General features: G+C 75.6%; 6 protein-coding genes. All 6 read left to right on the forward strand.

The annotated features are described in order from the left end of the window. Positions 1–23: 23 nt before the first annotated feature. The 6 genes from Q5530_RS00435 (at position 24) to Q5530_RS00460 (ending at position 26,581) form a co-directional block, all read left to right on the forward strand. Positions 24–1,037: an asparagine synthetase A gene (locus Q5530_RS00435; protein WP_415359891.1), complete on the forward strand. Its 1,014-nt coding sequence runs from the start codon at positions 24–26 to the stop codon at positions 1,035–1,037. Further along, on the forward strand, positions 1,034–2,356 hold the full coding sequence (locus tag Q5530_RS00440; protein ID WP_415359893.1) for a glutamate synthase-related protein: 1,323 nt from the start codon (positions 1,034–1,036) through the stop codon (positions 2,354–2,356). Before Q5530_RS00435 ends, Q5530_RS00440 begins: the two co-directional genes overlap by 4 nt. Before the next feature lie 53 nt (positions 2,357–2,409). Beyond that, on the forward strand, positions 2,410–3,570 hold the full coding sequence (locus tag Q5530_RS00445) for an MFS transporter (RefSeq protein ID WP_415359895.1): 1,161 nt from the start codon (positions 2,410–2,412) through the stop codon (positions 3,568–3,570). A 227-nt stretch (positions 3,571–3,797) separates the two neighbouring features. Next, a complete protein-coding gene (locus tag Q5530_RS00450; protein WP_380639878.1) occupies positions 3,798–4,004 on the forward strand; it encodes an MbtH family protein in 207 nt (68 codons plus the stop codon). Between the two features lie 42 nt (positions 4,005–4,046). Next, positions 4,047–21,635 carry a non-ribosomal peptide synthase/polyketide synthase gene (locus Q5530_RS00455; RefSeq protein WP_415359896.1) on the forward strand — a complete coding sequence of 5,863 codons (17,589 nt, stop codon included), beginning with the start codon at positions 4,047–4,049 and terminating at the stop codon, positions 21,633–21,635. Then, positions 21,632–26,581: an amino acid adenylation domain-containing protein gene (locus Q5530_RS00460; RefSeq protein ID WP_415359898.1), complete on the forward strand. Its 4,950-nt coding sequence runs from the start codon at positions 21,632–21,634 to the stop codon at positions 26,579–26,581. The genes Q5530_RS00455 and Q5530_RS00460 overlap by 4 nt, the downstream gene beginning before the upstream one ends. Positions 26,582–26,584: the final 3 nt, after the last annotated feature.

Consider the following 26,584-nt stretch of genomic DNA (forward strand, 5'->3'; position numbering starts at 1 on the left):
CCCAGCCACCCCGAAGGAGCGAGATGGACACCACCACGACCGTCGACGCGGCGACCCCGCCGCTGCCGGCCGACCCCCGCGAGCACCTGTCGTCGCCCACCACGCGCGCGGTGCTGCGCGTCCAGCACGAGGTGCTGGCCGCGGCGCGCGAGCACCTGGGCGGGCGGGGCTTCACCGAGCTGCTCCCGCCGGTCATCGGGCCGGTCACCGACCCCGGCGCCCGGGGCGCGAAGCAGGTCGACGTGGACTACTACGGCCACCGCTACAAGCTGATGACCAGCGCCATCCTCTACAAGCAGGCGTCGCTGACCGCGTTCGACCGGATCTACTGCATCGCGCCCAACGTGCGGCTGGAGCCGCTGGAGACCAGCTCGACGAGCCGGCACCTGGCCGAGTTCCACCAGATCGACGTGGAGGTGGCGGGCGCGTCCCGCGAGGACGCCATGACCGTGGCGGAGGAGCTGGTGCGGCACGTCGTGCGGCGGGTGGTGGAGCGGGCGGCCGGGGAGCTGGAGGTCCTCGGCCGCGACACCGACGCGTTCGCCGACCTGCTGTCCGGCGCCCCGTTCGAGCGCCGCACGCACGCCGGGGCGGTCGCCGACCTGCACGGGCTGGGCCACGGGCAGAACCCGGACGCGGAGATCGACTGGGAGGGCGAGGCGGTGCTGTCGGCCAAGGCCAGCAGGCCGTTCTTCCTCACCGACTACCCGAAGGGCTCGCGCGGGTTCTACGACCGGGAGAGCCGCGAGCACCCCGGCCTGCTGCGCAACTTCGACCTGCTGGCGCCGGAGGGCTACGGCGAGCTGTGCAGCGGCAGCGAGCGGGAGCACGAGTACGGCGCGATCATCGCGCGGATGCGCGAGACCGGCGAGAACCCGGCCAAGTACGGCTGGTACCTGAGGATGGTGCGCGACGGCATCCCGGGCAGCTCGGGCTTCGGCATCGGCCTGGAGCGGCTGACCCGGTACATCGCGGGCCTGGAGCACGTGTGGCAGGCCACCGCCTACCCGAAGGTGCCGGGGGTGGTGTCGCCGTGAGCGGGCTGCGCGCGGAGACCTTCCCCGAGGCGGCGGTGCGCGACCGCGCCCGCACGGGCACGGCGGCGGCGTTCCCGCCGCTGGAGGACTACGGGCACGCCCTGTTCGGCGCGGCGGTGTCGGGAACGGGGTCGGTGTCGGGGTCCGGGTCGGCGGTGTCGGCGTCGGGGGTGGTGTCCGACGAGCTGGACGCCGCGCGGCTGGTGCCGCCGGTGTTCGTGCCGGAGCGCCTGGAGAAGCTGATCGACCTGGCCCGCGAGCCGCTGCACGGCGACGTGGACCTGACCACCTCCGTCGGTGGGTTCGCCTCGGCGCTGCCGGTGTACCTCTCGGCGTTCGGCTCCACCCAGGTCGCGAGCGCCGACCTCGGCGTGGCCGCGAGCGCGCAGGCCGGCGCGCTGGGCGTGCCGGTGGTGGTGGGCGAGAACGTGGTGCCGGTCAACGGGTACGGCCGGCTCGCCGACGGCGGTGGCCGGTCGCTGCTGGCGCGCATCCGCGCCTACGCCGACGCCGTGCCGGACGGGCTGGGCGGCGTGGTGGTGCAGCAGAGCACCGAGGACGCCGACGCCGAGGTGTGGAACCTGGTCTACAGCGACCCGTCGGCCCGGCCGCTGCTGGAGTCCGGGCGGCTGGGCTTCGAGCTGAAGGTGGGCCAGGGCGCGAAACCCGGTCTCGGCGGCATGACCGTGGTCGACGCCGCGGACACCCGGCGGCTGTCCGAGCAGTTCGCGCTGGAGCCGGTGTTCGACCCGGCCACCGGTCGGGTGCTGCGCTGCGCGAGCCCCGGCACGTTCACCGAGGAGATCCTGCGCCAGCAGGTCCGCCTGATGCGCAACAACTTCCCGCGCGCCCGGGTGTGGGTGAAGCTGCCGCCGGGCCGGGACGTGGCCGCCGCCGCGGCGATCGCCTGGGCGGCCGGCGCCGACGCGGTCACCGTGGACGGCGCGGAGGGCGGCAGCGGCTGGGCCCCGGCGGCGTTCCTGGCGGGCGTCGGCCTGCCGCTGGCCGAGTGCCTGCGCCGGATCGGCCCGCCCGACGGCTGCCTGCTGGTGTCCGGGCGGGTGTGGGAGGGGTTGCGCGCGGTGAAGTGCCTCGCGGCGGGCGCGGGCGCGGTGGGCCTGGGCCGGGCGGCGCTGATCGCGGTGGACGAGGACCCGCGCGCCGGGCTGGTCCGGCTGGTCGAGTGCCTCGCGCTGGAGCTGCGGATGCTGATCAGCGCGCTGGGCAAGTACCGGGTGTCCGCGCTGTCGCCGGAGGACCTGTGGTCGCCGACCGGGTGGGCGGTGCCGGCGCGCGACCGGCTCGGGGCCGTGCGGTGACCGCTCCGGCCCTCGTCCGCGGCACCCCCTCGTCGGCACGCTACCTGGGGTTCGTGTCCGCCACGGGGCTGTCCTCGCTGGGCGACGCGGCCTGGCTGATCGCCTTGACCGCGGTGCTGGTGGACGTCGGCAGCGCCACGGCGGCGGGCGTGGTCCTGGCGCTCGCCGGCCTGCCCCGGGTGTGCGCGCTGGTCGGCGGGGCGGTGGTCGACCGGTGGGGCCCGACGCGGGTGATGGTGTGGGCGGACCTGCTGCGGTGCGCGGTGATGCTCGGGGCGGCGGGCGTGGTGCTGGTGACGGGGCCGTCGGTGCTCGTGCTGGCGGTCGTCGCGGCGGTCATGACGGCGCTGAGCGCCTTCTTCGGGCCCGCCTCGGGCGCGCTGCGACCGCTGCTGCTGCCCGATGAGCACCTGGTGCGCGGCAACTCCCTGTACCTGATCGGCCTGCGCGCGGGGCAGACCGCGGGCGGACCGGTCGGCGCGGCGCTGCTGCCGCTGGGCGGCGTGGTGCTGGTGGCGCTGGCCAACGCGGTCAGCTTCCTGGTGTCGGCCGCGGCCGTGAAGCGGGTCGGGCCCCCGGCCGAGCCACCCCGCCCCGGGGGCTCCCCCCGGTTGACCACCCGCGTGGCCGAGGGGTTCCGGCACGTCGTCGGGGACGCGGAGCTGCGGGTGCTGCTGCCGGTGATGGCGCTGGTCGAGCTGGCCGCGGCCGGTCCGGTGAACATCGGGCTGGTGCTGCTGGCCGACCACGCCGGCGCGGGTGCCGCCGGGGCGGGCCTGCTGCTGGCGGCCACCACGGTGGGCGCGACCGCGTCGTTCCTCGCCACCCTGGTCCTGCCGGCCGGCCGGCGGGCGGGCGCGGTGCTGCTGGCCGGCGTCGTCGCGCAGGCCGCGGTGCTGGCTTGCCTCGGCCTGGTGGGCACGCTGCCCGGCGCCGTGCTCTGCTACGGGTTGCTGGGGCTGGTGACCGCGCAGTCTGGTGTGGTGCTGGTGTCGCTGGTGCAGCGCCGGACGCCGGTCGAGGTGCGCGGCCGGGTCATGTCCATCCTGCAACTGGTCGTGTTCAGCGCCCCGGTGCTGGGCAACCTCGGTTTCGGCGCGCTGCTCGACCTGGCCGGCGCGCCGGCCACGATGGCGCTGCACGGCCTGCTGGCCGCCGTCGCGGCGGCGGTGCTCGCCGCCACCCCGGCCCTGCGGACGGCCCGCCTCGGTTGAGGCCACCGCCCCTCGCCCTACCCGCACGGCCCCGAGAAGGCGCACCGCAGAACCGCGGTGCGCCTTCGGCGTTTCGGCGCGGGAGTTCGGCGCTCCCGACCCCCGTTCCTGCCCCGTACCTGCCTCCGACCTGCCTCCCGCACTGCCGGAAACGCCGCCGCACCGCCCCTAGTTTCTGGAGTTGTCGCCGCCGGCGACACCGTCGCAGCCCAACCGAAGGAGCCACCATGACGAACCCGTTCGACGACCAGGACGCGGAGTTCCTGGTGCTGGTGAACGAGGAGCGGCAGCACTCGCTGTGGCCCGCCTCCCTCACCGTGCCCGCCGGCTGGGAGGTCGCCCACGGCCCCGACAGCCGCCCGGCGTGCCTGGCGCACGTCGAGGCGAACTGGACCGACCTGCGCCCGGCGAGCCTCGCCGCGCTGCGCGGCTGAGCCGACCTCATCGACGAACGCGACGACTGGGAGCTGGTTGCGGTGACCACCACACACCCGAACGACGTGGCCCTGCCGGGCACGCACGAGCTGTTCGCCCGGCAGGCCGGGCTGACCCCCGGCGCGACCGCGCTGATCAGCGGGACCGAGCGGGTGACCTACGCCGAGCTGGACGCCCGCGCCGACCGGCTGGCCCACCACCTGCTCGGCCTGGGCACGCGGCCCGGTGACGTCGTGGGTGTGTGCCTGCCGCGCGGGGTGGAGCTGGTCGTCGCGGTCCTCGCGGTGCTCAAGGCGGGTGGCGCGTACACGGTGCTCGACCCGCGCTTCCCCGCCGCGCGGCTGACCGCGGTGTGCGAGCGGGCCGGTGTCCGGGTGGTGGTGTGCGAGGACGACGGGCCCTTCACCCGTTTCACCACCGCCGACCCGACCACCGCCGGCCCGACCAGCACCGACCCGACCAGCACCGACCCGACCAGCACCGACCCGGCAACCACCGCCCCGACCACCTCCGGGCACCTCGCCGCACCGACCGGCGCACCGGGTGTGGCGGTGTCGCCCGAGGACGTCGCGTGCGTCATGTTCACCTCCGGCTCCACCGGCGAGCCCAAGGGCGTCGTGGCCCCGCACCGGGCCCTGGTCGGCACGCTGTCCGGGCAGGACTACGCCCGCTTCGCCGCCGACGAGGTGTGGCTCCAGTGCTCGCCGGTCTCCTGGGACGCCTTCGCCCTGGAGCTGTTCGGCGCGCTGCTGCACGGCGGCACGTGCGTGCTCCAGCCCGGCGAGGCGCCCGAGCCCGCCGTCATCGCCCGGCTGCTGGTCGAGCACCGGGTGACCACCGCGCACGTCTCCGCGAGCCTGCTGAACTTCCTGGTCGACGAGCACCCGGAGGCGTTCGCCGGGCTGCGCGTGCTGATGACCGGCGGCGAGGCCGCCTCGACCCACCACGTCGCGCGGCTGCTCGACCGGCACCCCGGGCTGCGGCTGGTCAACGGCTACTCCCCCGTGGAGAACATGATCTTCACGCTGTGCCACGACATCCGGCCCGAGGACGCCCGCAGGCCGTCGGTCCCGGTGGGCAGGCCGCTGGCGGGCAAGCGGGCCGTGGTGCTCGGTCCCGACCTGCGGCCGGTGCCCGACGGGGAGACCGGCGAGATCTACATGGGCGGCACCGGCCTGGCCCACGGCTACCTGGGGCAGCCGGCGCTGACCGCCCAGCGGTTCGTCGCGGACCCGGCGCACCCCGGCGAGCGCATGTACCGCACCGGCGACCTGGGGCGGGTGCGCGAGGACGGCGCGGTGGAGTTCCTGGGCCGCGCCGACGACCAGGTCAAGATCCGCGGTTTCCGGGTGGAGCCCGCCGAGGTGCAGGCCGCGCTGACCGCGCACCCCCTGGTGCGGCAGGCGGCGGTCGTGGTGCGCGAGGACCGGCCCGGCGACAAGCGCCTGGTGGGCTACGTGGTGGGGAACGCGGAGCCGGCCGACGTGCGGGCGCACGTGGCCGGGCTGCTGCCCGAGCACCTGGTGCCCTCCGCCGTGGTGGTGCTGGACGCGCTGCCGCTGACCGCCACCGGCAAGCTGGACCGCAGGGCGCTGCCCGCGCCGACCTTCAGGTCCACTTCGGACAGTGCGCCGCGCACCGCCCGCGAGGAGGCGCTGTGCGGGCTGTTCGCCGACGTGCTGGGCCTGCCTTCGGTGGGCGCCGAGGACGACTTCCTGGACCTGGGCGGCCACTCGCTGCTGGTCGCCACCCTCGCCAGCCGGGTGCGCGCCGCGCTCGGGGTGGAGCTGCGCGTCGCCGACGTGTTCACCCTCCGCACGCCCCGGGCGCTGGCCGCCGCGCTCGGCTCGGCCGCCGCCGCCCGTCCCCCGCTGGTGCCGGCGCGGCGGCCCGACGTGCTGCCCCTGTCCTTCGCCCAGTCCCGGCTGTGGTTCCTCGACCAGGTCGAGGGCGGCGCCACCTACGCGGTCCCGGTGACCCTGCGGCTGCGCGGCGACCTGCGGCCCGACGCGCTGCGCGCGGCGCTGACCGACGTGGTGGACCGGCACGAGGCGCTGCGCACGGTGTTCCCGGTCGTGGCCGGCGAACCCGCGCAGCGGGTGCTGGAGGCCGTCACCCCCGCCTGGCGCACCCACGAGACCACCGAGGAGGGCCTGGCGCCGCTCGTGCACGAGCTGGCCTCGGTCCCCTTCGCGCTGGCCGACGAACCGCCGCTGCGCGCCCACCTGCTGCGGCTCGCGGCCGACGACCACGTCCTGCTGCTGGTGCTGCACCACATCGCGGGCGACGGCTGGTCCACCGCGCCGCTGCTGCGCGACCTCGCCACCGCCTACCGCGCCCGCCTCGACGGCCACGCCCCCGGCTGGGCGCCGCTCCCCGTGCAGTACGCGGACTACGCGCTGTGGGAGCGCGCCGCGCTGGACCACGCGCTCGACGCGCAGTCGCGGTACTGGCGCGGGGCGCTGGCCGGGCTGCCCGAGGAGTCCACCCCGCCCGCCGACCGGCCGCGCTCCGCGACGCGCGGCGCGCACGGCGGCGTCGTGCCGCTGGAGCTGGGCGCCGGGCTGCGCCGGGAGCTGCGCGAACTGGCCGGGCGCACCGGCACCACGCTGTTCATGGTGCTGCACGCCGGCGTGGCCGCCCTGCTCACCCGGTTGGGCGCGGGCACGGACCTGGCGATCGGCAGCCCGGTGGCCGGGCGGTCGGACGAGGCCCTGGACGAGCTGGTCGGCTTCTTCGTCAACACCCTCGTGCTCCGCACCGACACCAGCGGAGACCCGACCTTCGCCGAGCTCCTCGCCCGGGTCCGCGACACCGACCTGGCCGCCTACGACCACCAGGACCTCCCCTTCGACCGCCTGGTGGAGGAGCTCAACCCGGCCCGCTCGCTGTCCCGCCACCCGCTGTTCCAGGTCATGCTGGTGCTCCAGAACACCCCTCCCGTCGAGGCGGGGTTCCCGGGCCTGCGCACCGAGCACCGGGTCGTGGACCTGGACGTGGCCAAGTTCGACCTGACGATCGACGTCACCGAGACCGCCGACGGGATCACCGGCGCGGTCAAGTACGCGACGGACCTGTTCGACCGCGCCACCGCGGAGCGGTTCGCCACCTCCCTGGCCCGACTGCTCGCGGCGGTCGCCGCCGACCCCGGCACGCCGATCACCGCCGTGGAGCTGCTCGACGCCGAGGAGCGCGAGCGCCTCCTGGTGACATGGAACGGCGGGCCCGACGCCACCCCCCGCTGCGCGCACGAGCTGGTCGCCGAGCAGGCGCGCCGCACGCCCGGCGCCGTGGCCCTGGTGTCCGGCACGACCCGGGTCGACTACGCCGGGCTCGACGCCGCCGCGAACCGGCTGGCGCGCCACCTGGTCGCCCTCGGGGTGCTCCCCGGCGACGTGGTGGGCGTGCTGCTGGACCGCGACGTCGACCTGGTGGTGGCGGTGCTGGCGGTGCTCAAGACCGGTGCCGCCTACACCGCCCTGGACCCGAGGTTCCCGGTCGAGCGGCTGACCGCCGTGGCCCGGTCGGCGGGCCTGCGGCACGTGGTGTGCGACCGGGGGCCGGCACTGCCCGGCGTCACCGCGGTCGACCCCCGGGCGGGCGCCGCGCACCCGGGGACCGCGCCCGACGTCGCCGTGGACCCCGCGGACGTGGCGTGCGTGATGTTCACCTCCGGCTCCACCGGCGAGCCCAAGGGCGTCCTGGGCACCCACCAGGGGCTGGTGGCCACGCTGACCGGTCAGGACTACGTGGACTTCGCCCCCGGCGAGGTGTGGCTCCAGTGCTCGCCGGTCTCCTGGGACGCCTTCGCCCTGGAGCTGTTCGGCCCGCTGCTGCACGGCGCGACCTGCGTGCTGCAACCCGGCCACGTCACCGATCCCGCCGGAATCGCGCGCCTGCTGGTCGAGCGGGGTGTGACCACCGCGCACCTGTCCGCGAGCCTGCTCAACCACCTCGTCGACGAGCAGCCCGCCGCGCTGCGGGGCGTGCGGCAGCTGATGACCGGCGGCGAGCCCGCCTCCGTGGCGCACGTGCGGGAGCTGCTGGCGCGCCACCCCGGCCTGCGGCTGGTCAACGGCTACTCGCCGGTCGAGAACATGATCTTCACGCTGTGCCGGCGGATCACCTCCGCCGACACCGCCCTGGCCACCGTGCCGGTCGGCGCGCCGATCGCGGGCAAGCGCGTCTACGTGCTCGACCGGCGGCTGAACCCGGTGCCCGTGGGCGTGCCCGGCGAGGCGTACATGACCGGCGGCCTGGCGCACGGCTACCTCGGCGCGCCCGGCGCGACCGCCGAGCGGTTCGTGGCCAACCCCTTCGAGCCGGGCACGCGCATGTACCGCACCGGCGACCTGGTGAGGTGGCGCGCCGACGGCGGCCTGGACTTCCTCGGCCGCGTCGACGACCAGGTCAAGATCCGCGGTTTCCGGGTCGAGCCGGCCGAGGTCCGCACCGCGGTGGAGCGGCACCCGGACGTCCGGCAGGCGGCGGTCGTGGTGCGCGAGGACCGGCCCGGCGACAAGCGGCTGGTCGGCTACGTCGTGCCGGAGCCGGGCACCGGGCTCGACGTGGCGGCGCTGCGCGCCCACGCGGTCGCGCTGCTGCCCGAGCACCTGCGGCCCGGCGCCTACGTGCTGCTCGACGCCCTCCCGCTGACCCCCAACGGCAAGCTGGACCGCAAGGCGCTGCCCGCGCCGGGCGCCGCCGTGGCCGTCGAGGGCCGCCGCCGGCCGCGCACGGTGCGCGAGCAGCTCGTGGTCGGCCTGTTCGCCGACGTGCTGGGGCTGGCGGAGGACGCCGTCGGCCTGGACGACGCCTTCTTCGACCTCGGCGGGCACTCGCTGCTGGCGGCCAGGCTGATCGGCCGCGTCCGGGGCGCGCTGAACGCCGAGATCGGGGTGCGCGACCTGTTCGACGCGCCCACCCCCGCGGCCCTGGCCGAACGCCTCGACACCGCCCGCGCCGCCCGCACCCCCCTGCGACCGGCCGACCGACCCGACGACATCCCGCTGTCCCCCGCCCAGGCCCGCCTCTGGTTCCTCGACCAGTTGAGCGGACCCGGCGCCACCTACAACGTCGCCCACACCGTGCGGTTGCGCGGCGAGCTGGACGCGGACGCGCTGCGCGCCGCCCTGGCCGACGTGGTGGACCGGCACGAGGCGCTGCGCACGGTGTTCCCCGCGGTGGACGGCGTGCCGCGGCAGGTCGTGCGGCCGGCCCACGACGTCGGGCTGCCGGTGCTGGAGGTCGGACCGTCCGGTGTGGACGCGGCGGTGCGGGCGGGCGCCCGGCACGCCTTCGACCTGACCGCCGAGCCCCCGGTGCGCGCGAGCCTGCTGCGGATCTCGCCCGACGAGCACGTGCTCCTGCTGGTGCTGCACCACATCGCCGCCGACGGCTGGTCCATGAACCCCCTGCTCGACGACCTCACCACCGCCTACCGGGCCCGGCTCGACGGCGGCACCGCTCCGGACCGGACACCGCTGCCCGTCCAGTACGCCGACTACGCGCTGTGGCAGCGCGAGCTGCTCGACCAGGTCCAGGACGACCAGCTCGACTTCTGGCGGCGAGCCCTGGCCGGGCTGCCCGAGGAGGCGCCGCTGCCCACCGACCGACCGCGGTCCGCCGAGGCCGGTCCCGGTGACCGGGTGGAGATCGCCCTGGGCCCGGAGCTGCACGCCGCGCTGCTGGAACTGGCCCGCGACAACGGGTCCACGCTGTTCATGGTGGTGCAGGCGGCGTTCGCGACCCTCCTGACCAGGATGGGCGCGGGCACCGACATCCCGCTGGGCACCCCGGTGGCCGGACGCACCGACGAAGCCCTGGACCACCTCGTCGGCTTCTTCGTCAACACCCTCGTACTCCGCACCGACACCTCCGGCGACCCCACCTTCCGCGAGCTGCTGGCCCGGGTCCGGGAGTTCGACCTCGCCGCCTTCGACCACCAGGACCTGCCCTTCGACCGGCTGGTGGAGGAGCTGAACCCGGTGCGCGACCAGGCGAAGCACCCGCTGTTCCAGGTCGCGTTCGTGGTGCAGAACAACGCGGACGCGCGGCCCGAGCTGCCCGGCCTGGCGGTGGAGGTCGCCCCGGTCACCACCGGCACCGCCAAGTTCGACCTGACCCTGAGCGTGGCCGAGCGGCACGACGCGGCCGGCGCGCCCGCCGGGCTGACCGGCGACCTGGAGTTCGCCACCACCCTGTTCGACCACGACACCGCCGCCGGGCTGGTCGACCGGCTCACCGCCGTCCTGACCACCGTCACCGCCGACCCGGACACCCGGATCAGCCGGGTGGACGTGCTCACCGCCGCCGAGCGGGAGCGGCTCGCGGGCGGTCCGGTGGTCGACCCCGCGCGGGTGGTCGACGAGCGCTGCGTCCACGAGGTGATCGCGGCGCGGGCGGCGGAGCGCCCCGACGCCACCGCCGTGGTCTTCGAGGACACCCGCCTGACCTACGCCGAACTCGACACCGCCGCCAACCGACTCGCCCACCACCTCATCCACCACGGCATCCGACCCGGCGCACTCGTCGGCATCCTGCTCGACCGGAGCACGGACCTGGTCGTGGCGCTCCTGGCGGCGCTCAAGGCCGGCGCGGGCTACACCCTGCTCGACACCGCGTCCCCGCCCGACCGGCTGGCCGCCGTCCTGCGCGCCGCCGACGCGGTGGCCGTGATCACCGACGCGGCCGGGGCGGAGCACCTCGGCGCGGCCGACTCGCCGCCGCCCGTGCGGTTCGTCGACCTCGGCGCGGACCTCGGTGGCCTGCCCGCCGACGCGCCCGGGGTGGTCGTCGACCCCGCCTCGCCCGCGTGCGTCATCTTCACCTCCGGCTCCACCGGCAAGCCCAAGGGCGTGCTGGCCCCGCACCGCTCGATCGTGCGGACCCTCGTCGGCCAGGACTACCTGGACCCCGCGCCCGACCAGGTGTGGTTGCAGTGCGCGCCGCTGCCGTGGGACGGGTTCGCGCTGGAGCTGTTCGGCGCGCTGCTGTCCGGCGCGGTGTGCGTGCTGCAACCCGGCTCGGTCCCGGAGCCGGCCCGGATCGCCCGGCTGGTCCCCGAGCACGGCGTCACGACCGTGTTCCTGTCCACCAGCCTGTTCAACTTCATGCTCGACGAGCACCCCGGGGTCTTCGACCGGCTGCGCCACGTGATGACCGGCGGCGAGGCCGTGTCGGCTGCGCACGTGGCCCGGGTCCTGCGCGACCACCCGCACGCGCGGCTGGTCCACGCCTACGGCCCGGTCGAGCACATGATCTTCACCAGCACCCACGACGTCCGGGCGGAGGACACCGCCGGCCACACGGTGCCGATCGGCACCCCGTTGGCGGGCAAGCGCTCCTACGTCCTGGACCACCGGCTCGAACCGGTCGCCCCCGGTGTGGTCGGCGAGCTCTACGTCAGCGGCACCGGCTCCGCCCACGGCTACGTGCGCGAACCCGGCCTGACCGCGGAGCGGTTCGTGGCCTGCCCGTTCGAGCCCGGCGCCCGGATGTACCGCACGGGCGACCTGGTGAAGTGGCGCAACGACGCAACCCTGGAGTTCGTCGGCCGCGCCGACGACCAGGTCAAGATCCGCGGCTTCCGCATCGAACCCGCCGAGGTCCAGGCCACGCTCGACACCCACCCGGGGGTACGGCGCAGCGCCGTCGTCGTCCGCGAGGACCGACCCGGGGACAAACGGCTCGTCGCCTACGTCGTCCCCGAGGCCGGTGCCGGTCTGACGCCGGCGGCCCTCGGCGCCCACGCCGCGGCCCTGCTGCCCCAGCACCTGCGGCCCGCCGCCCACGTGCTGCTGGAGCACCTGCCGCTCAACCCGAACGGCAAGCTCGACCGCGCCGCCCTGCCCGCGCCGCAGGTGGTCGCGGCGGAGCGGCGCGCACCGCGCACCACCCGCGAGGAGATCGTGGTCGGCCTGTTCGCCGACGTGCTGGACCTGCCGGAGGACCGGATCGGCGCCGACGACGACTTCTTCGCCCTCGGCGGTCACTCCCTGCTCGCCGCCAAGCTCATCAGCCGCCTGCGCACCGCCCTGGACGCGGAGATCGGCATCCGCGACCTGTTCGACGCGCCCACCCCGGCCGCGCTGAGCACCCGCCTGGACCGCCGGGCGGCCACCCGTCCCGCGCTGGTCCCGGCGTCCCGGCCGGACGAGGTGCCGCTGTCACCGGCCCAGGCCCGGCTGTGGTTCCTCGACCAGCTCCAGGGCGCGAACGCGGCCTACAACGTCGCCCACGCGATCCGCCTGCGCGGCACGCTCGACGTGGACGCGCTGCGCGCCGCCCTGGCCGACGTCGTGGACCGGCACGAGGCGCTGCGCACGGTCTACCCAGCGGTGAACGGCGAGCCCCGGCAGGTCGTCCTCCCGGTCGGCGACGCCGTGCCGGAGCTGCCGGTGCACGAGGCCACCGGGTCGGCCGCCGACGAGCTGGTCCGGGCCGGCGCCCGGCACACCTTCGACCTGACCGCCGAACCACCGGTGCGCGCGAGCCTGGTGCGGGTGGCCGGGGACGAGCACGTCCTGGTGCTGGTGCTGCACCACATCGCCGGTGACGGCTGGTCGATGAACCCCCTGCTCGACGACCTGGCCACCGCCTACACCGCCCGCCTGGGCGGGACCGCGCCGGACTGGGCGCCGCTCCCGGTCCAGTACGCCGACTACACCCTGTGGCAGCGCGACCTGCTCACCCACGACCAGCTCGACTTCTGGCGGCGGACCCTGGCCGGCCTGCCCGACGAGGTGCCGCTGCCGACCGACCGCCCGCGCCCGCCGAGGTCCGACGGGCACGGCGAGCTGGTCGGGATCAGGCTGGACGCGGAGCTGCACGCCGCGCTGCTGGAGCTGGCCCGCGCCAACGGGGTCACGCTGTTCATGGTGCTCCAGGCGGCACTGGCGACCCTGCTCACCAGGATGGGCGCGGGCACCGACATCCCGCTGGGCACCCCGGTCGCCGGCCGCACCGACGAGGCGCTGGACCAGCTGGTCGGGTTCTTCGTCAACACCCTGGTGCTGCGCACCGACACCGGCGGCGACCCGACCTTCACCGAACTGCTGGCCCGCGTCCGGGACACCGACCTGGCCGCCTACGACCACCAGGACCTCCCCTTCGACCGCCTCGTCGAGGACCTGAACCCGGTGCGCGACCCCGCCAAGCACCCGCTGTTCCAGGTCGCGTTCGTGGTGCAGAACAACGCCGACACCAGCGCGTCCCTGCCGGGGGTGGAGCTGGAGGTCAGCCCGATCACCACCGGCACCGCCAAGTTCGACCTCACCTTCAGCGTGGCCGAGCGGCACGACGCGGCCGGCGCGCCCGCCGGCCTGGCCGGCGACCTGGAGTTCGCCACGGCGCTGTTCGACCGCGACACCGCCACCGCGCTGGTCGACCGGCTCACCGCGGTCCTGACCACCGTCACCGCCGACCCCGCCACCCCCCTCAGCCGGGTGGACGTGCTCACCGCCGCCGAGCGGGACCGGCTCGCGGGCGGTTCGGTGAGCGGCCCCGCGCGGGTGGCCGACGAGCGCGTCATCCACCGGATCGTGGCGGACCAGGCCGCCGCCACCCCGGACGCCACCGCCCTCATCTTCGAGAACACCCGCACCACCTACGCCGAACTCGACACCGCCGCCAACCGACTCGCCCACCACCTCATCCACCACGGCATCCGACCCGGCGCACTCGTCGGCATCCTGCTCGACCGGGGTCCGGACCTGGTCGTGGCGCTCCTGGCGGCGCTCAAGGCCGGCGCGGGCTACACCCTGCTCGACCCCGGCTTCCCGCCGAACCGGCTCGCGGACCTGCTGACGCGCACCGCCGCGCCGCTCGTGGTCACCGCCGAGCACCTCGCCGACCTGGTGCCGGGCGCCCCGGCGGTGCTCGTCGGCGCCGACCGCGTCGCGGCGATGCCCGGCACCGCGCCCGCCGTGGACGTCACCCCCGACGACGCCGCCTGCCTGATGTTCACCTCCGGCTCCACCGGCGTGCCCAAGGGCGTCGTGGCCCCGCACCGGGCCGTGGTCGGCAGCGTCACCGGACAGGACTTCGTCGACTTCGGCCCCGACCAGGTCTGGTTGCAGTGCGCGCCCATGCCCTGGGACGCCTTCGCGATGGAGCTGTTCGGCGCGCTGTTCACCGGCGGGGTCTGCGTCCTGCAACCCGGTCCCACGCCCGAGCCGGCCCGGATCGCCCGGCTGGTCGTCGAACACGGCATCACGACCGTGTTCCTGTCCACCAGCCTGTTCAACTTCATCCTCGACGAGCACCCCGAGGTCTTCCGGCAGGTCCGGCAGGTCATGACCGGCGGCGAAGCGGTGTCCGTGGCGCACATGGCCCGGGTGCTGCGCGAGTTCCCGCACGTCCGCCTGGTCCACGCCTACGGACCCGTCGAGCACATGATCTACACCAGCTGCCACCAGGTGCGGCCCGAGGACGTCACCGCCGGCGCGACGACCGTGCCCGTGGGCATCCCGCTGGCGCACAAGCGCTCCTACGTCCTGGACGAGCGGCTGCGGCTGACCGCGCCCGGCGCGGTGGGCGAGCTGTACGTCAGCGGGATCGGCTCCGCGCACGGCTACCTCGGGGAGCCCGGCCTGACCGCCGAACGCTTCGTGGCCTGCCCGTTCGAGTCGAGCGCCCGGATGTACCGCACGGGCGACCTGGTGAAGTGGCGCGGCGACGCAACCCTGGAGTTCGTCGGCCGCGCCGACGACCAGGTCAAGATCCGCGGCTTCCGCATCGAACCCGCCGAGGTCCAGGCCGCACTCGACACCCATCCCGGGGTGCGCCGCAGCGCCGTCGTCGTCCGCGAGGACCGACCCGGGGACAAACGGCTCGTCGCCTACGTCGTCCCCGAGAGCGGGGCGACCGTGGACGCGGCGGCCCTCACCGCGCACGCGGCCGCCGTGCTGCCGATCCACCTGCGGCCCACGGCGCACGTGCTGCTGGAACGCCTGCCGCTCAAGCCGAACGGCAAGCTCGACCGCGCCGCACTCCCCGCACCCACCCAAGAGGACGGCGGCCACCGGCGCACCGCCCGCACCGCCCGCACCGCCCGCGAAGAGATCCTGATCAGCCTGTTCGCCGCCGTGCTCGACCTCCCCGAGGCACGCATCGGACTCGACGACGACTTCTTCACCCTCGGCGGACACTCACTGCTCGCCGCCAAGCTCACCAGCCGCATCCGCACCGCACTCGGCGCCGAGATCGGCATCCGCGACCTGTTCGACGCACCCACCCCCGCCGCGCTGAGCACCAGGCTCGACACCGCCCGCGCCGCCCGCACCCCCCTGCGACCGGCCGACCGACCCGACGACATCCCGCTGTCCCCGGCGCAGAGCCGGCTGTGGTTCCTCGACCAGTTGCAGGGCGCGAACGCGGCCTACAACGTCGCCCACGCGATCCGCCTGCGCGGCACGCTCGACGCGGACGCGCTGCGCGCCGCGCTGACCGACGTGGTGCACCGGCACGAGGCGCTGCGCACGGTGTTCCCGTCGGTCGACGGCGAACCGGCGCAGGTGGTCCGCCCCGCGGCGGACGTGCTGCTCCCCGTGCCGACCCGGGACGTCACCGAGGCCGAGGTGGACGGGATCGCGCGGACGGCGGCGCGGACGGCGTTCGACCTGACCGCCGACCTGCCGGTGCGCGCGGAGCTGCTGCGGGTGGCCGAGGACGACCACGCCCTGGTGCTCGTGCTGCACCACATCGCCGGTGACGGCTGGTCCATGACCCCGCTCCTGGACGACCTGGCCACCGCGTACCGCGCCCGCCTCGACGGCCAGGCCCCCGACTGGGCGCCGCTGCCCGTCCAGTACGCCGACTACAGCCTGTGGCAGCGGGACCTGCTCGCCGGGGACCGGGCCGCGGAGCAGCTCGACTTCTGGCGGCGCACCCTGGCCGGCCTGCCCGACGAGGTCCCGCTGCCCACCGACCGCCCGCGCCCCGGCGCGCCCCTCGGACGCGGCGACCTGGTGGGGATCGCGGTGCCCGCCGGGATCCACCGGGCCTTGCTCGACCTGGCCCGCACCAACGGCGTGACCCTGTTCATGGCCCTCCAGGCGGCGTTCGCCACCCTCCTGACCAGGATGGGCGCGGGCACCGACATCCCCCTGGGCACCCCCGTCGCCGGACGCACCGACGAAGCCCTGGACCACCTCGTCGGCTTCTTCGTCAACACCCTCGTACTCCGCACCGACACCAGCGGCAACCCCACCTTCACCGAACTCCTCGCCCGCGTCCGCGACACCGACCTGGCCGCCTACGACCACCAGGACCTCCCCTTCGACCGCCTCGTCGAGGAGCTCAACCCCACCCGCAGCCCGGCCAGGCACCCGCTGTTCCAGGTCATGACCGTGCTCCAGAACAACAGCGCGGCCACCGCGACCCTGCCGGGCCTCGACCTGGAGGTCAGCCCGATCACCACCGGCACCGCCAAGTTCGACCTCACCTTCGCCCTGACCGAGGAGCACGACGCGACCGGCGCGCCCGCCGGGCTGGGCGGCGAGCTGGAGTTCGCCACGGCGCTGTTCGACCGCGACACCGCCACCGCGCTGGTCGACCGCCTCGTGCGGGTCCTGGCCGCGGTGACCGCCGACCCGGACGCCCCGATCAGCCGGGTGGACGTGCTCACCGCCGCCGAGCGGGACCGGCTCGCGGCCGGCTCTCCCCCGGCCCACGAGCACCCGCTGGAGGAGCGCGTCATCCACCGGATCGTGGCGGACCAGGCCGCCGCCACCCCGGACGCCACCGCCCTCATCTTCGAGAACACCCGCACCACCTACGCCGAACTCGACACCGCCGCCAACCGACTCGCCCACCACCTCATCCACCACGGCATCCGACCCGGCGCACTCGTCGGCGTCCTGCTGGAGCGCGGCCCGGACCTCGTGGTCGCCCTCCTCGCGGTGCTCAAGGCCGGCGCGGGCTACACGCTGCTGGACCCGTCCTTCCCGGCGAGCCGGATCGCGGACCTGCTGGCGCGGGTCGAGGCCCCGCTCGTGGTCACCGCCGACGACCTCGCCGGCCTGGTGCCGGGCACCCCCGCGGTGCTCGTCGGGGCCGAGGACATCGCCACCGCGCCGGGCACCGCACCGGACGTCGCGGTCACGCCCGACGACGCGGCGTTCCTGATGTTCACCTCCGGTTCGACCGGCATCCCGAAGGGCGTGCTGGCCCCGCACCGGGCACTCGTGGGCAGCGTCACCGGTCAGGACTTCGTCGACTTCGGCCCCGACCAGGTGTGGTTGCAGTGCGCCCCGATGCCCTGGGACGCCTTCGCGATGGAGCTGTTCGGCGCGCTGTTCACCGGCGGGGTCTGCGTCCTGCAACCCGGGCGCACGCCCGAGCCGGCGCGCATCGCCGACCTGGTGGTCCGGCACGGCATCACCACGGTGTTCCTGTCCACGAGCCTGTTCAACTTCGTGCTCGACGAGCACCCCGAGGTCTTCCGCCAGGTCCGGCAGGTCATGACCGGCGGCGAGGCCGTCTCGGTGGCGCACATGGCCCGCGTCCTGCGCGAGTTCCCGCACGTCCGCCTGGTCCACGCCTACGGACCGGTGGAGCACATGATCTACACCAGCACCCACCAGGTGCGACCCGAGGACACGACCGGCACCACCGTGCCGATCGGCACCCCCCTGGCCCACAAGCGCTCGTACGTGCTCGACGACCGGCTCCAGCCCGTCGCACCCGGTGTGGTCGGCGAGCTGTACGTCGCCGGTGTCGGCTCGGCCCGCGGCTACGCCGGCGAACCCGGCCTCACCGCGGAGCGCTTCGTGGCCTGCCCCTTCGAGTCGAGCGCGCGCATGTACCGCACCGGTGACCTGGTCAGGTGGCGCAACGACCACACCCTGGAGTTCATCGGTCGCGCCGACGAGCAGGTCAAGATCCGCGGCTTCCGCATCGAACCCGCCGAGGTCGCGGCCGCCCTCGACACCCACCCGGCGGTCCGCCGCACCGCCGTCGTCGTCCGCGAGGACCGGCCCGGGGACAGGCGACTCGTCGCCTACGTCGTCCCCGAGGCCGGTACCGCGCCCGACACCGCGGAGCTGCGCGCCCACGCGGCCGACCGCCTGCCCGAGCACCTGCGGCCCGCCGCCTACGTGCTGCTGGAGCACCTGCCGCTCAAGCCGAACGGCAAGCTCGACCGCTCCGCACTCCCCGCACCCACCCAGGAGAGCGGCGGCGAACGGCGAACGGCCCGCACCGCCCGCGAAGAGATCCTGATCAGCCTGTTCGCCGCCGTGCTCGACCTCCCGGAAGCACGCATCGGACTCGACGACGACTTCTTCACCCTCGGCGGACACTCCCTCCTCGCCGCCAAGCTCACCAGCCGCATCCGCACCGCACTCGGCGCCGAGATCGGCATCCGCGACCTGTTCGACGCACCCACCCCCGCGGCCCTGGCCGAACGCCTGGACACCGCCCGCGCCGCCCGCACCCCCCTGCGACCGGCCGACCGACCCGACGACATCCCGCTGTCCCCCGCCCAGGCCCGCCTCTGGTTCCTCGACCAGGTCCAGGGCGGTGGCGCCACCTACAACGTGCCGCACGCGGTCCGCCTGCGCGGCGAGGTGGACGTGGACGCGCTGCGCGCCGCCCTGGCCGACGTCGTGGACCGGCACGAGGCGCTGCGCACGGTCTACCCGGCCGTGAACGGCGTGCCCCACCAGGTCGTCCTCCCGGTCGGGAGCGTGCCGCCGGACCTGCCGGTGCACGAGGTCACCGGGGCGGGCGCCGACGAGCTGGTCCGGACCGGCGGGCGGCACGTGTTCGACCTGACCGCCGAGTCCCCGATCCGGACCACCCTGCTGCGCACGGCGCCCGACGAGCACGTGCTCCTGCTGGTGCTGCACCACATCGCCGCCGACGGCTGGTCGATGAACCCCCTGCTCGACGACCTCACCACCGCCTACACCGCCCGCCTCGGCGGCCACGCCCCCGACTGGGCGCCGCTGCCCGTCCAGTACGCCGACTACACCCTGTGGCAGCACGACCTGCTCGCCCACGACCAGGACGTTCAGCTGGAGTTCTGGCGGCGGGCCCTGGCCGGCCTGCCGGAGGAGACGCCGCTGCCCACCGACCGACCGCGCCCGCCGAGGTCCGACGGGCACGGGGACGTGGTGCTGGGGTCGGTGCCGGCCGACGTGCACTCGGCGCTGCTGGAGTTGGCCCGCGCCAACGGGGTCACGCTGTTCATGGTGCTCCAGGCGGCGCTGGCCACCCTCCTGACCAGGATGGGCGCGGGCACCGACATCCCCCTGGGCACCCCCGTCGCCGGACGCACCGACGAAGCCCTGGACCACCTCGTCGGCTTCTTCGTCAACACCCTCGTACTCCGCACCGACACCAGCGGCAACCCCACCTTCACCGAACTCCTCGCCCGCGTCCGCGACACCGACCTGGCCGCCTACGACCACCAGGACCTCCCCTTCGACCGCCTCGTCGAGGACCTGAACCCGGCACGGGCCTCGGGCGGCCACCCGCTGTTCCAGGTGATGTTCGTGCTCCAGAACAACAGCGCGGCGCGGACCGGGCAGGCCGGGCTGGAGCTGGAGGTCGAGCAGGTCACCACCGGCACCGCCAAGTTCGACCTCACCTTCGCCCTGACCGAGGAGCACAACGCGACCGGCGCACCGGCCGGCCTGGGCTGCGGCCTGGAGTTCGCCACCGACCTGTTCGACCGCGAGACGGCCGCCGCGCTGGTGGACCGGCTCGCCGGGGTGCTGGCCTCGGTCGCCGCCGACCCGGACACCCGGATCAGCCGGGTGGACGTGCTCACCGCCGCCGAGCGGGAGCGGTTCACCGGCGGGGCCGCGTCGGGGACCCCGGGCACGTCCGACGGGCGGTGCGTCCACGAGGTCGTCGCCGCGCAGGCCGCCGCCACCCCGAACGCCACCGCCCTCATCTTCGAGGACACCCGCACCACCTACGCCGAACTCGACACCGCCGCCAACCGACTCGCCCACCACCTCGTCCACCGGGGCATCCGACCCGGCGCACTCGTCGGCGTCCTGCTCGACCGGAGCACGGACCTGGTCGTGGCGCTCCTGGCGGCGCTCAAGGCCGGCGCGGGCTACACCCTGCTCGACACCGCGTCCCCGCCCGACCGGCTGGCCGACCTGGTCGAGCGGATCGCCGCGCCGCTCGTGGTCACCACCGGCGAGTTCGCCGGGCTGGTGGCGGGCACGCCCGTGCTGCGGCTCGACACCGACGCCGACCGCGTCGCGGCGTGGCCGGCCACCGCACCGGACCTCGCGGTCACGCCCGAGGACACGGCGTTCCTGATGTTCACCTCCGGCTCCACCGGCGTCCCCAAGGGCGTCGTGGCCCCGCACCGGGCCGTGGTGGGCAGCGTGACCGGACAGGACTTCGTCGACTTCGGCCCCGACCAGGTCTGGTTGCAGTGCGCGCCCATGCCCTGGGACGCCTTCGCGATGGAGCTGTTCGGCGCGCTGTTCACGGGAGGGATCTGCGTCCTGCAACCCGGCCGGACGCCGGAGCCCACGCGGATCGCCCGACTGGTGGCCGAGCACGACATCACCACGGTGTTCCTGTCCACCAGCCTGTTCCACTTCATGCTCGACGAGCACCCGGAGGTGTTCACCCGCCTGCGGCAGGTGATGACCGGCGGTGAGGCCGCGTCCGCGGCGCACCTGGCCCGGCTCCTGCGCGACCACCCGCACGTCCGCCTGGTCCACGCCTACGGACCCGTCGAGCACATGATCTTCACCAGCACCCACCAGGTGCGACCCGAGGACGTCACCGGCACCACCGTGCCGATCGGCGTTCCCCTGGCGGGCAAGCGCTCCTACGTCCTGGACCACCGGCTCGAACCGGTCGCCCCCGGTGTGGTCGGCGAGCTCTACGTCAGCGGCACCGGCTCCGCCCACGGCTACGTGCGCGAACCCGGCCTGACCGCCGAACGCTTCGTGGCCTGCCCGTTCGAGCCCGGCGAGCGCATGTACCGCACGGGCGACCTGGTGAAGTGGCGCAACGACGCAACCCTGGAGTTCGTCGGCCGCGCCGACGACCAGGTCAAGATCCGCGGCTTCCGCATCGAACCCGCCGAGGTCCAGGCCGCACTCGACACCCATCCCGGGGTGCGCCGCAGCGCCGTCGTCGTCCGCGAGGACCGACCCGGGGACAAACGGCTCGTCGCCTACGTCGTGCCGGAACCCGGCGGTGCGCCGGACCCGACCGAGCTGCGGGCGCACGCCGGGAAGCTGCTCCCGGAGCACCTGCGGCCCTCCGCCTACGTGCTGCTGGAGCAGTTGCCGCTCAAGCCGAACGGCAAGCTCGACCGCGCCGCGCTGCCGCGGCCGGACCTCCTCGACCGGCCCGCCGGCCGCAAGCCGCGCACCCCCGGGGAAGAGGTGATGTGCGGGTTGTTCGCCGAGGTGCTGGGCCTGGACGGCGAGGTCGGCGCGGACGACGACTTCTTCGTCCTCGGCGGGCACTCGCTGCTGGTGACCCGGTTGATCAGCCGGGTGCGGTCGGCCTTCGGGGCCGAGCTGTCCATCAAGTCCGTGTTCGAGAACCGCACCCCGGCCGCCCTGGTGTCGTGCCTCGGCGGAGCGGAGCAGGCCCGTCCCGCGCTGCGGCGCCGGGCCCGGTTGGAGGAGGTCCAGTGAGCGCGAAGATCCCCCTGTCGTTCACCCAGCGGCGGCTGTGGTTCCTCAGCCGGGCCGAGCCGGGTCCGGTCTACAACATCCCGCTGGCGCTGCGGCTGCGCGGCCCGCTGGACGTGCCCGCGCTGCGCGCCGCCCTGGCCGACGTGGTGGAGCGGCACGAGGTGCTGCGCACCGCCTACCCGGAGGTCGACGGCGAGCCCCACCAGGACATCCGGCGCGACGTGCCCGAGCTGCCGGTGGTGGCGGTGGCCGAGGGGGACCTGCCCGGGGCGCTGGACCGGGCGGCGCGGCACGTGTTCGACCTGACCGCCGCCCCGCCGGTCCTGGCGCGGCTGTTCGAGGTGTCCGACGAGGACCACGTGCTGCTGGTGGTGCTGCACCACGTCGCGGGCGACGGCGGCTCGATGGGCCCGCTGACCGGCGACCTGGCCGCGGCCTACGCCGCGCGGCTGGCCGGCCGCGCGCCGCGGCTGCCGGAGCTGCCCGTGCAGTACGCCGACTACACCTACTGGCAGCAGGACGTGCTGGGCGACCCGGACGACCCGGACAGCCGGTTCGCCCGGCAGGTCGAGCACTGGGCGCACGCGCTGGCCGGGCTGCCCGACGAGGTGGGCTTCCCGGCGGACCGGCCGCGGGCGGCGGTCTTCGGGAACCGGGGCGGCTCGGTGTCGGCGGAGGTGCCGGCGGAGGTGCACCGGGCGCTGCTCGACCTGGCCGCCGAGACCGGGTCGACGCTGTTCATGGTGGTGCAGGCGGCGGTGGCGGCGCTGCTGACCCGGTACGGCGGCGGGACGGACGTGCCGTTCGGCACGGCCGCCGCCGGCCGCGCCGACGAGGCCCTGGAGGAGCTGGTCGGCTTCTTCGTCAACACCCTGGTGCTGCGCACCGACACCTCCGGCGACCCGACCTTCCGCGAGCTGGTCACGCGGGTCCGCGACACCGACCTGACCGCCTTCGCCCACCAGGACGTGCCGTTCGAACGGGTCGTCGAGGAGCTCAACCCGCCCCGGTCGCTCTCCCGGCACCCCCTGTTCCAGATCATGCTCGTGCACGTCCCCGACGGCGGTGGCGGCCCGGCGCTGCCCGGCCTGCGCGTCGAGCCGTTGCCGCTGGGCACGGGCGGGGTCAAGTTCGACATGACGCTCGGCGTCCGCGAGCGCCCGACCGCGGGCGGCCTGCGGGTGGACTGGGACTACGCCGCCGACCTGTTCGACCGCGAGACCGTCGCGGAGTTCGGTCGGCGCCTGGTCCGGCTGCTCACGGCGGCGGCGGAGGACCCCGCCACGCCGATCGGCTCCCTGCCGCTGCTGGACCGGCACGAGCGGGACGAGCTGACCAGGCCGGCCCAGGACCCCGTCCCGGGGTGCGTGCACGACCTGTTCGCCGCGCGGGCCGCCCGCACACCCGACGCCACCGCGCTGGTCCACGGGGACGGCCGGACCACCTACGGCCGGCTCGACGGGTGGGCGAACCGGATCGCCCACCACCTCATCGGGCGCGGGGTGCGGCCCGGTTCCGTGGTCGGGGTGCACCTGGACCGGGGCCCGGCCCTGGTCGCCGCGCTGCTCGGGGTGCTCAAGGCCGGCGGCTGCGCCACCGTGCTGGACACCGCGTTCCCGGCCGAGCGGCTGCGGGCCGCGGTGCGGCGGGCGGGCGTGGACGTGGTGGTCGGCACGCCGTTGGCCGGGGTCGACGCCCGGTGGGTCGACCCGGGCGTGCCCGGTCCCGACCACGCCCCCGCGGTGGCGGTGGACCCGCGCGACCCGGCGCTGGTCATGTTCACGTCCGGCTCGACGGGCGAGCCGAAGGGCGTGCTCGCGCCGCACCGCGCCCTGGTGGCCACGCTGACCGGCCAGGACTACGCGGAGTTCGGCGAGGGCCAGGTGTGGTTGCAGGCCGCGCCGGTGTCGTGGGACGCGTTCGCCACCGAGCTGCTCGGGCCGCTGCTCAACGGCGGCGCGTGCGTGCTGCACCCGGCGGGCCCACCGGACCCGGAGGTCATCGCCCGGCTGGTGGTGGCGCACGGCGTGACCGTGTTCAAGGCGTCGGCGAGCCTGTTCAACCACGTGCTGGACCGCCACCCCGAGGTGTTCGCGACCGTGCGGCGCGCCATGACCGGCGGTGAGCCCGCGTCGGCGGCGCACGCGGCCAGGGCGCTGCGCGGGTTCGGGCACGTGCGGCTGACCAACGGCTACGGCCCGGCCGAGAGCATGGGCTACAGCACCGCGCACGAGATCACCGCGGCGGACCCGGGGGGCCGCTCGGTGCCGATCGGCCGGCCGGTGGCGGGCAAGCACGGCTACGTGCTCGACGCCCGGCTGGAACCGGTGCCGCCGGGCGGGATCGGTGAGCTGCACCTGGCGGGCGCCGGCCTGGCGCTGGGCTACCTGGGCGCGCCCGGCGCGACCGCCGAGCGGTTCGTGGCCGACCCGTTCCGGTCCGGTGAGCGGATGTACCGCACCGGCGACCTGGTGCGGCTGCGGCCCGACGGGGTGCTGGAGTACGTCGGCCGGGTCGACGAGCAGGTGAAGCTGCGTGGTTTCCGGGTGGAGCCGGCCGAGGTGCGGGCCGCGGTGGCGACGCACCCGGCGGTGACCTCCGCCGCGGTCCTGGTGCGCGAGGACCGGCCGGGCGACCGGCGGCTGGTGGCCTACGTGGTGGGCGGGGCGTCCCCGGCCGAGGTGCGGGAGCACGTGGCCGAGCGGCTGCCCGAGCACCTGGTGCCCGCGGCGGTGGTCGTGCTGGACGCGCTGCCGTACACGCCCAACGGGAAGCTGGACCGGGCCGCGCTGCCCGCGCCGGACTACGCGGCGGCCGGGACCGGCGGCACGCCCCGGACCCCGCAGGAGGAGATCCTGTGCGGCCTGTTCGCCCGGGTGCTGGGGCTGCCCGCGCCGGTGGGCCCGGAGGACGGGTTCTTCGCCCTGGGCGGCCACTCGCTGCTGGCCACCAGGCTCATCAGCCGGGTGCGCGCGGCGCTGGGCGTGGAACTGGGCATCCGCGACCTGTTCACCGAGCCCACGCCGCGCGGTCTCGCCGGCCGGCTGGCCCTCGCCGGGCGGGCCCGGCCCGCGCTGCGGCCGGTGGCGCGGCCGGAACCGCTGCCGCTGTCGCACGCGCAGCAGCGGCAGTGGGCGCACCAGCGGGTGCACGGGGGCGCGGCCCACAACTCGCCCTGGGCGGCGCGGCTGCGCGGCGGGGTGGACGTGCCCGCGCTGCGGGCGGCCCTGGCCGACGTGGTGGCCCGCCACGAGCCGCTGCGCACGGTGTTCCCCGTGGTGGCCGGCGAGCCGGTCCAGCGGGTGCTGGGCGCCGCGCCGGACCTGACCGTCGCGCCGGTGGCCCCGGACCGGGTGGACGCCGAGGTGCGGGCCCTGGCCGCGCACGTGTTCGACCTGGCGGTGGAGGCGCCGCTGCGCGCCCACCTGCTCGTGGTCTCGCCGGTGGAGCACGTGCTGGTGCTCGTGCTGCACCACATCGCCAGCGACGGCTGGTCCAAGGGGGCGCTGCTGCGCGACCTCGCCGGCGCCTACGGGGCCCGGAAGGCCGGTGCCGCGCCGGACTGGGCGCCGCTGCCCGTCCACTACGCCGACTACGCGTTGTGGGAGCGCGAGGTGCTGGGCGCCGAGGACGACCCGGGCAGCGTGGTCGCCACCCAGCTGCGGTTCTGGCGCGACACCCTGGCGGGCGCCCCCGCGCAGCTGGACCTGCCCGGCGCCCGGCCGCGACCGGCGGTCCGGTCGGAACGCGGCGGGCTGGTGGTGGCCGAGTTCGGCCCCGGGCGGCGCGACGCGGTGCGCGCGCTGGCGGGCGCCACCGGCAGCACGGTGTTCATGGTGCTGCACGCCGCGCTGGCCGGCCTGCTCACCCGGCTGGGCTCGGGCACGGACCTCCCGATCGGCTCGCTGGTCGCCGGGCGCACCGACGAGGCCCTGGACCACCTGGTCGGCTTCTTCGTCAACACGCTCGTGCTGCGCACCGACACCTCCGGCGACCCCACGTTCCGCGAGCTGCTGGCCCGGGTCCGCGACACCGACCTGGCCGCCTACGCCCACCAGGACGTGCCCTTCGACCGCGTCGTCCGGGAGCTCAACCCGCCCCGGTCGCTGTCCCGGCACCCGCTGTTCCAGGTGCTGCTGGTGCTCCAGAACGCGAGCGGCGCGGAGGGTCCGGCCCTGCCCGGTACCGCGCTGCCGGGGCTGGAGGTGGAGCCGGTGGGCGCGTGGATGGGCACGGCGAGGTTCGACCTCTCGCTGGCCGTGGTCGAGGACGAGCGGATGACGGTGAACCTGGAGTTCTCGACCGACCTGTTCGACGAGGGCGCGGCCCGGTCGCTGGTCGACCGGCTGGGCCGGGTGCTCGACGCCGTCACGGCGAACCCGGACGTGCGGCTGGGCGAGGTCGACGTCGACGCGGTGGACCCGGACGTGCGGCTCGGCGGGGTCGACGTGCTCGGCGACGGGGTCCCGGCGCCCGGTGCGGTGCCCCCGAGCCGACGGGCACCCGTCGCGCCGCTCGCCGCTCCCTCACCCGCCGCTCCCTCACCCGCCTCTTCCCCACCCGCGCCTTCCGGGGAGCCCCCGACCCCCGTCGAACGCGCGCTGGCCGAGGTGTTCGCCGAGGTGCTCGGCGTGCCGGCGGTCGGCGTGGACGACGGGTTCTTCGAGCTGGGCGGCCACTCGCTGCTCGCCACCCGCCTGGTGTGGCGGATCAACGAGGAGTTCGGCTCGCGGCTGGACGCGCGAGCGGTGTTCGAGGCCCCCACGGTCGCCGCGCTGGCCGGCCTGCTGGACGGCTGCCCGCCCCCGCCGACCGGCGAGGTGCTCCCCCCGCACGACCCGGACGCGCTCGCCGCGCTGCTGGGCCCCCAACCCGGACCGGCGCCGAACCGGACCGGCGCCGACCGGACCGCTCACCCGCGCGTGCTCGCCGACCACCGCCGCTGACCC

Source organism: Saccharothrix sp. BKS2 (assembly GCF_047689505.1).
GTDB classification, from domain to species: Bacteria; Actinomycetota; Actinomycetes; order Mycobacteriales; family Pseudonocardiaceae; genus Actinosynnema; species Actinosynnema lopnurensis.

Bases quoted from the DNA above. Each gene is read 5' to 3' on its own strand.
- Q5530_RS00450 (WP_380639878.1), top strand. From the start codon at position 3,798: ATGACGAACCCGTTCGACGACCAGGACGCGGAGTTCCTGGTGCTGGTG.
- Q5530_RS00435 (WP_415359891.1), top strand. From the start codon at position 24: ATGGACACCACCACGACCGTCGACGCGGCGACCCCGCCGCTGCCGGCC.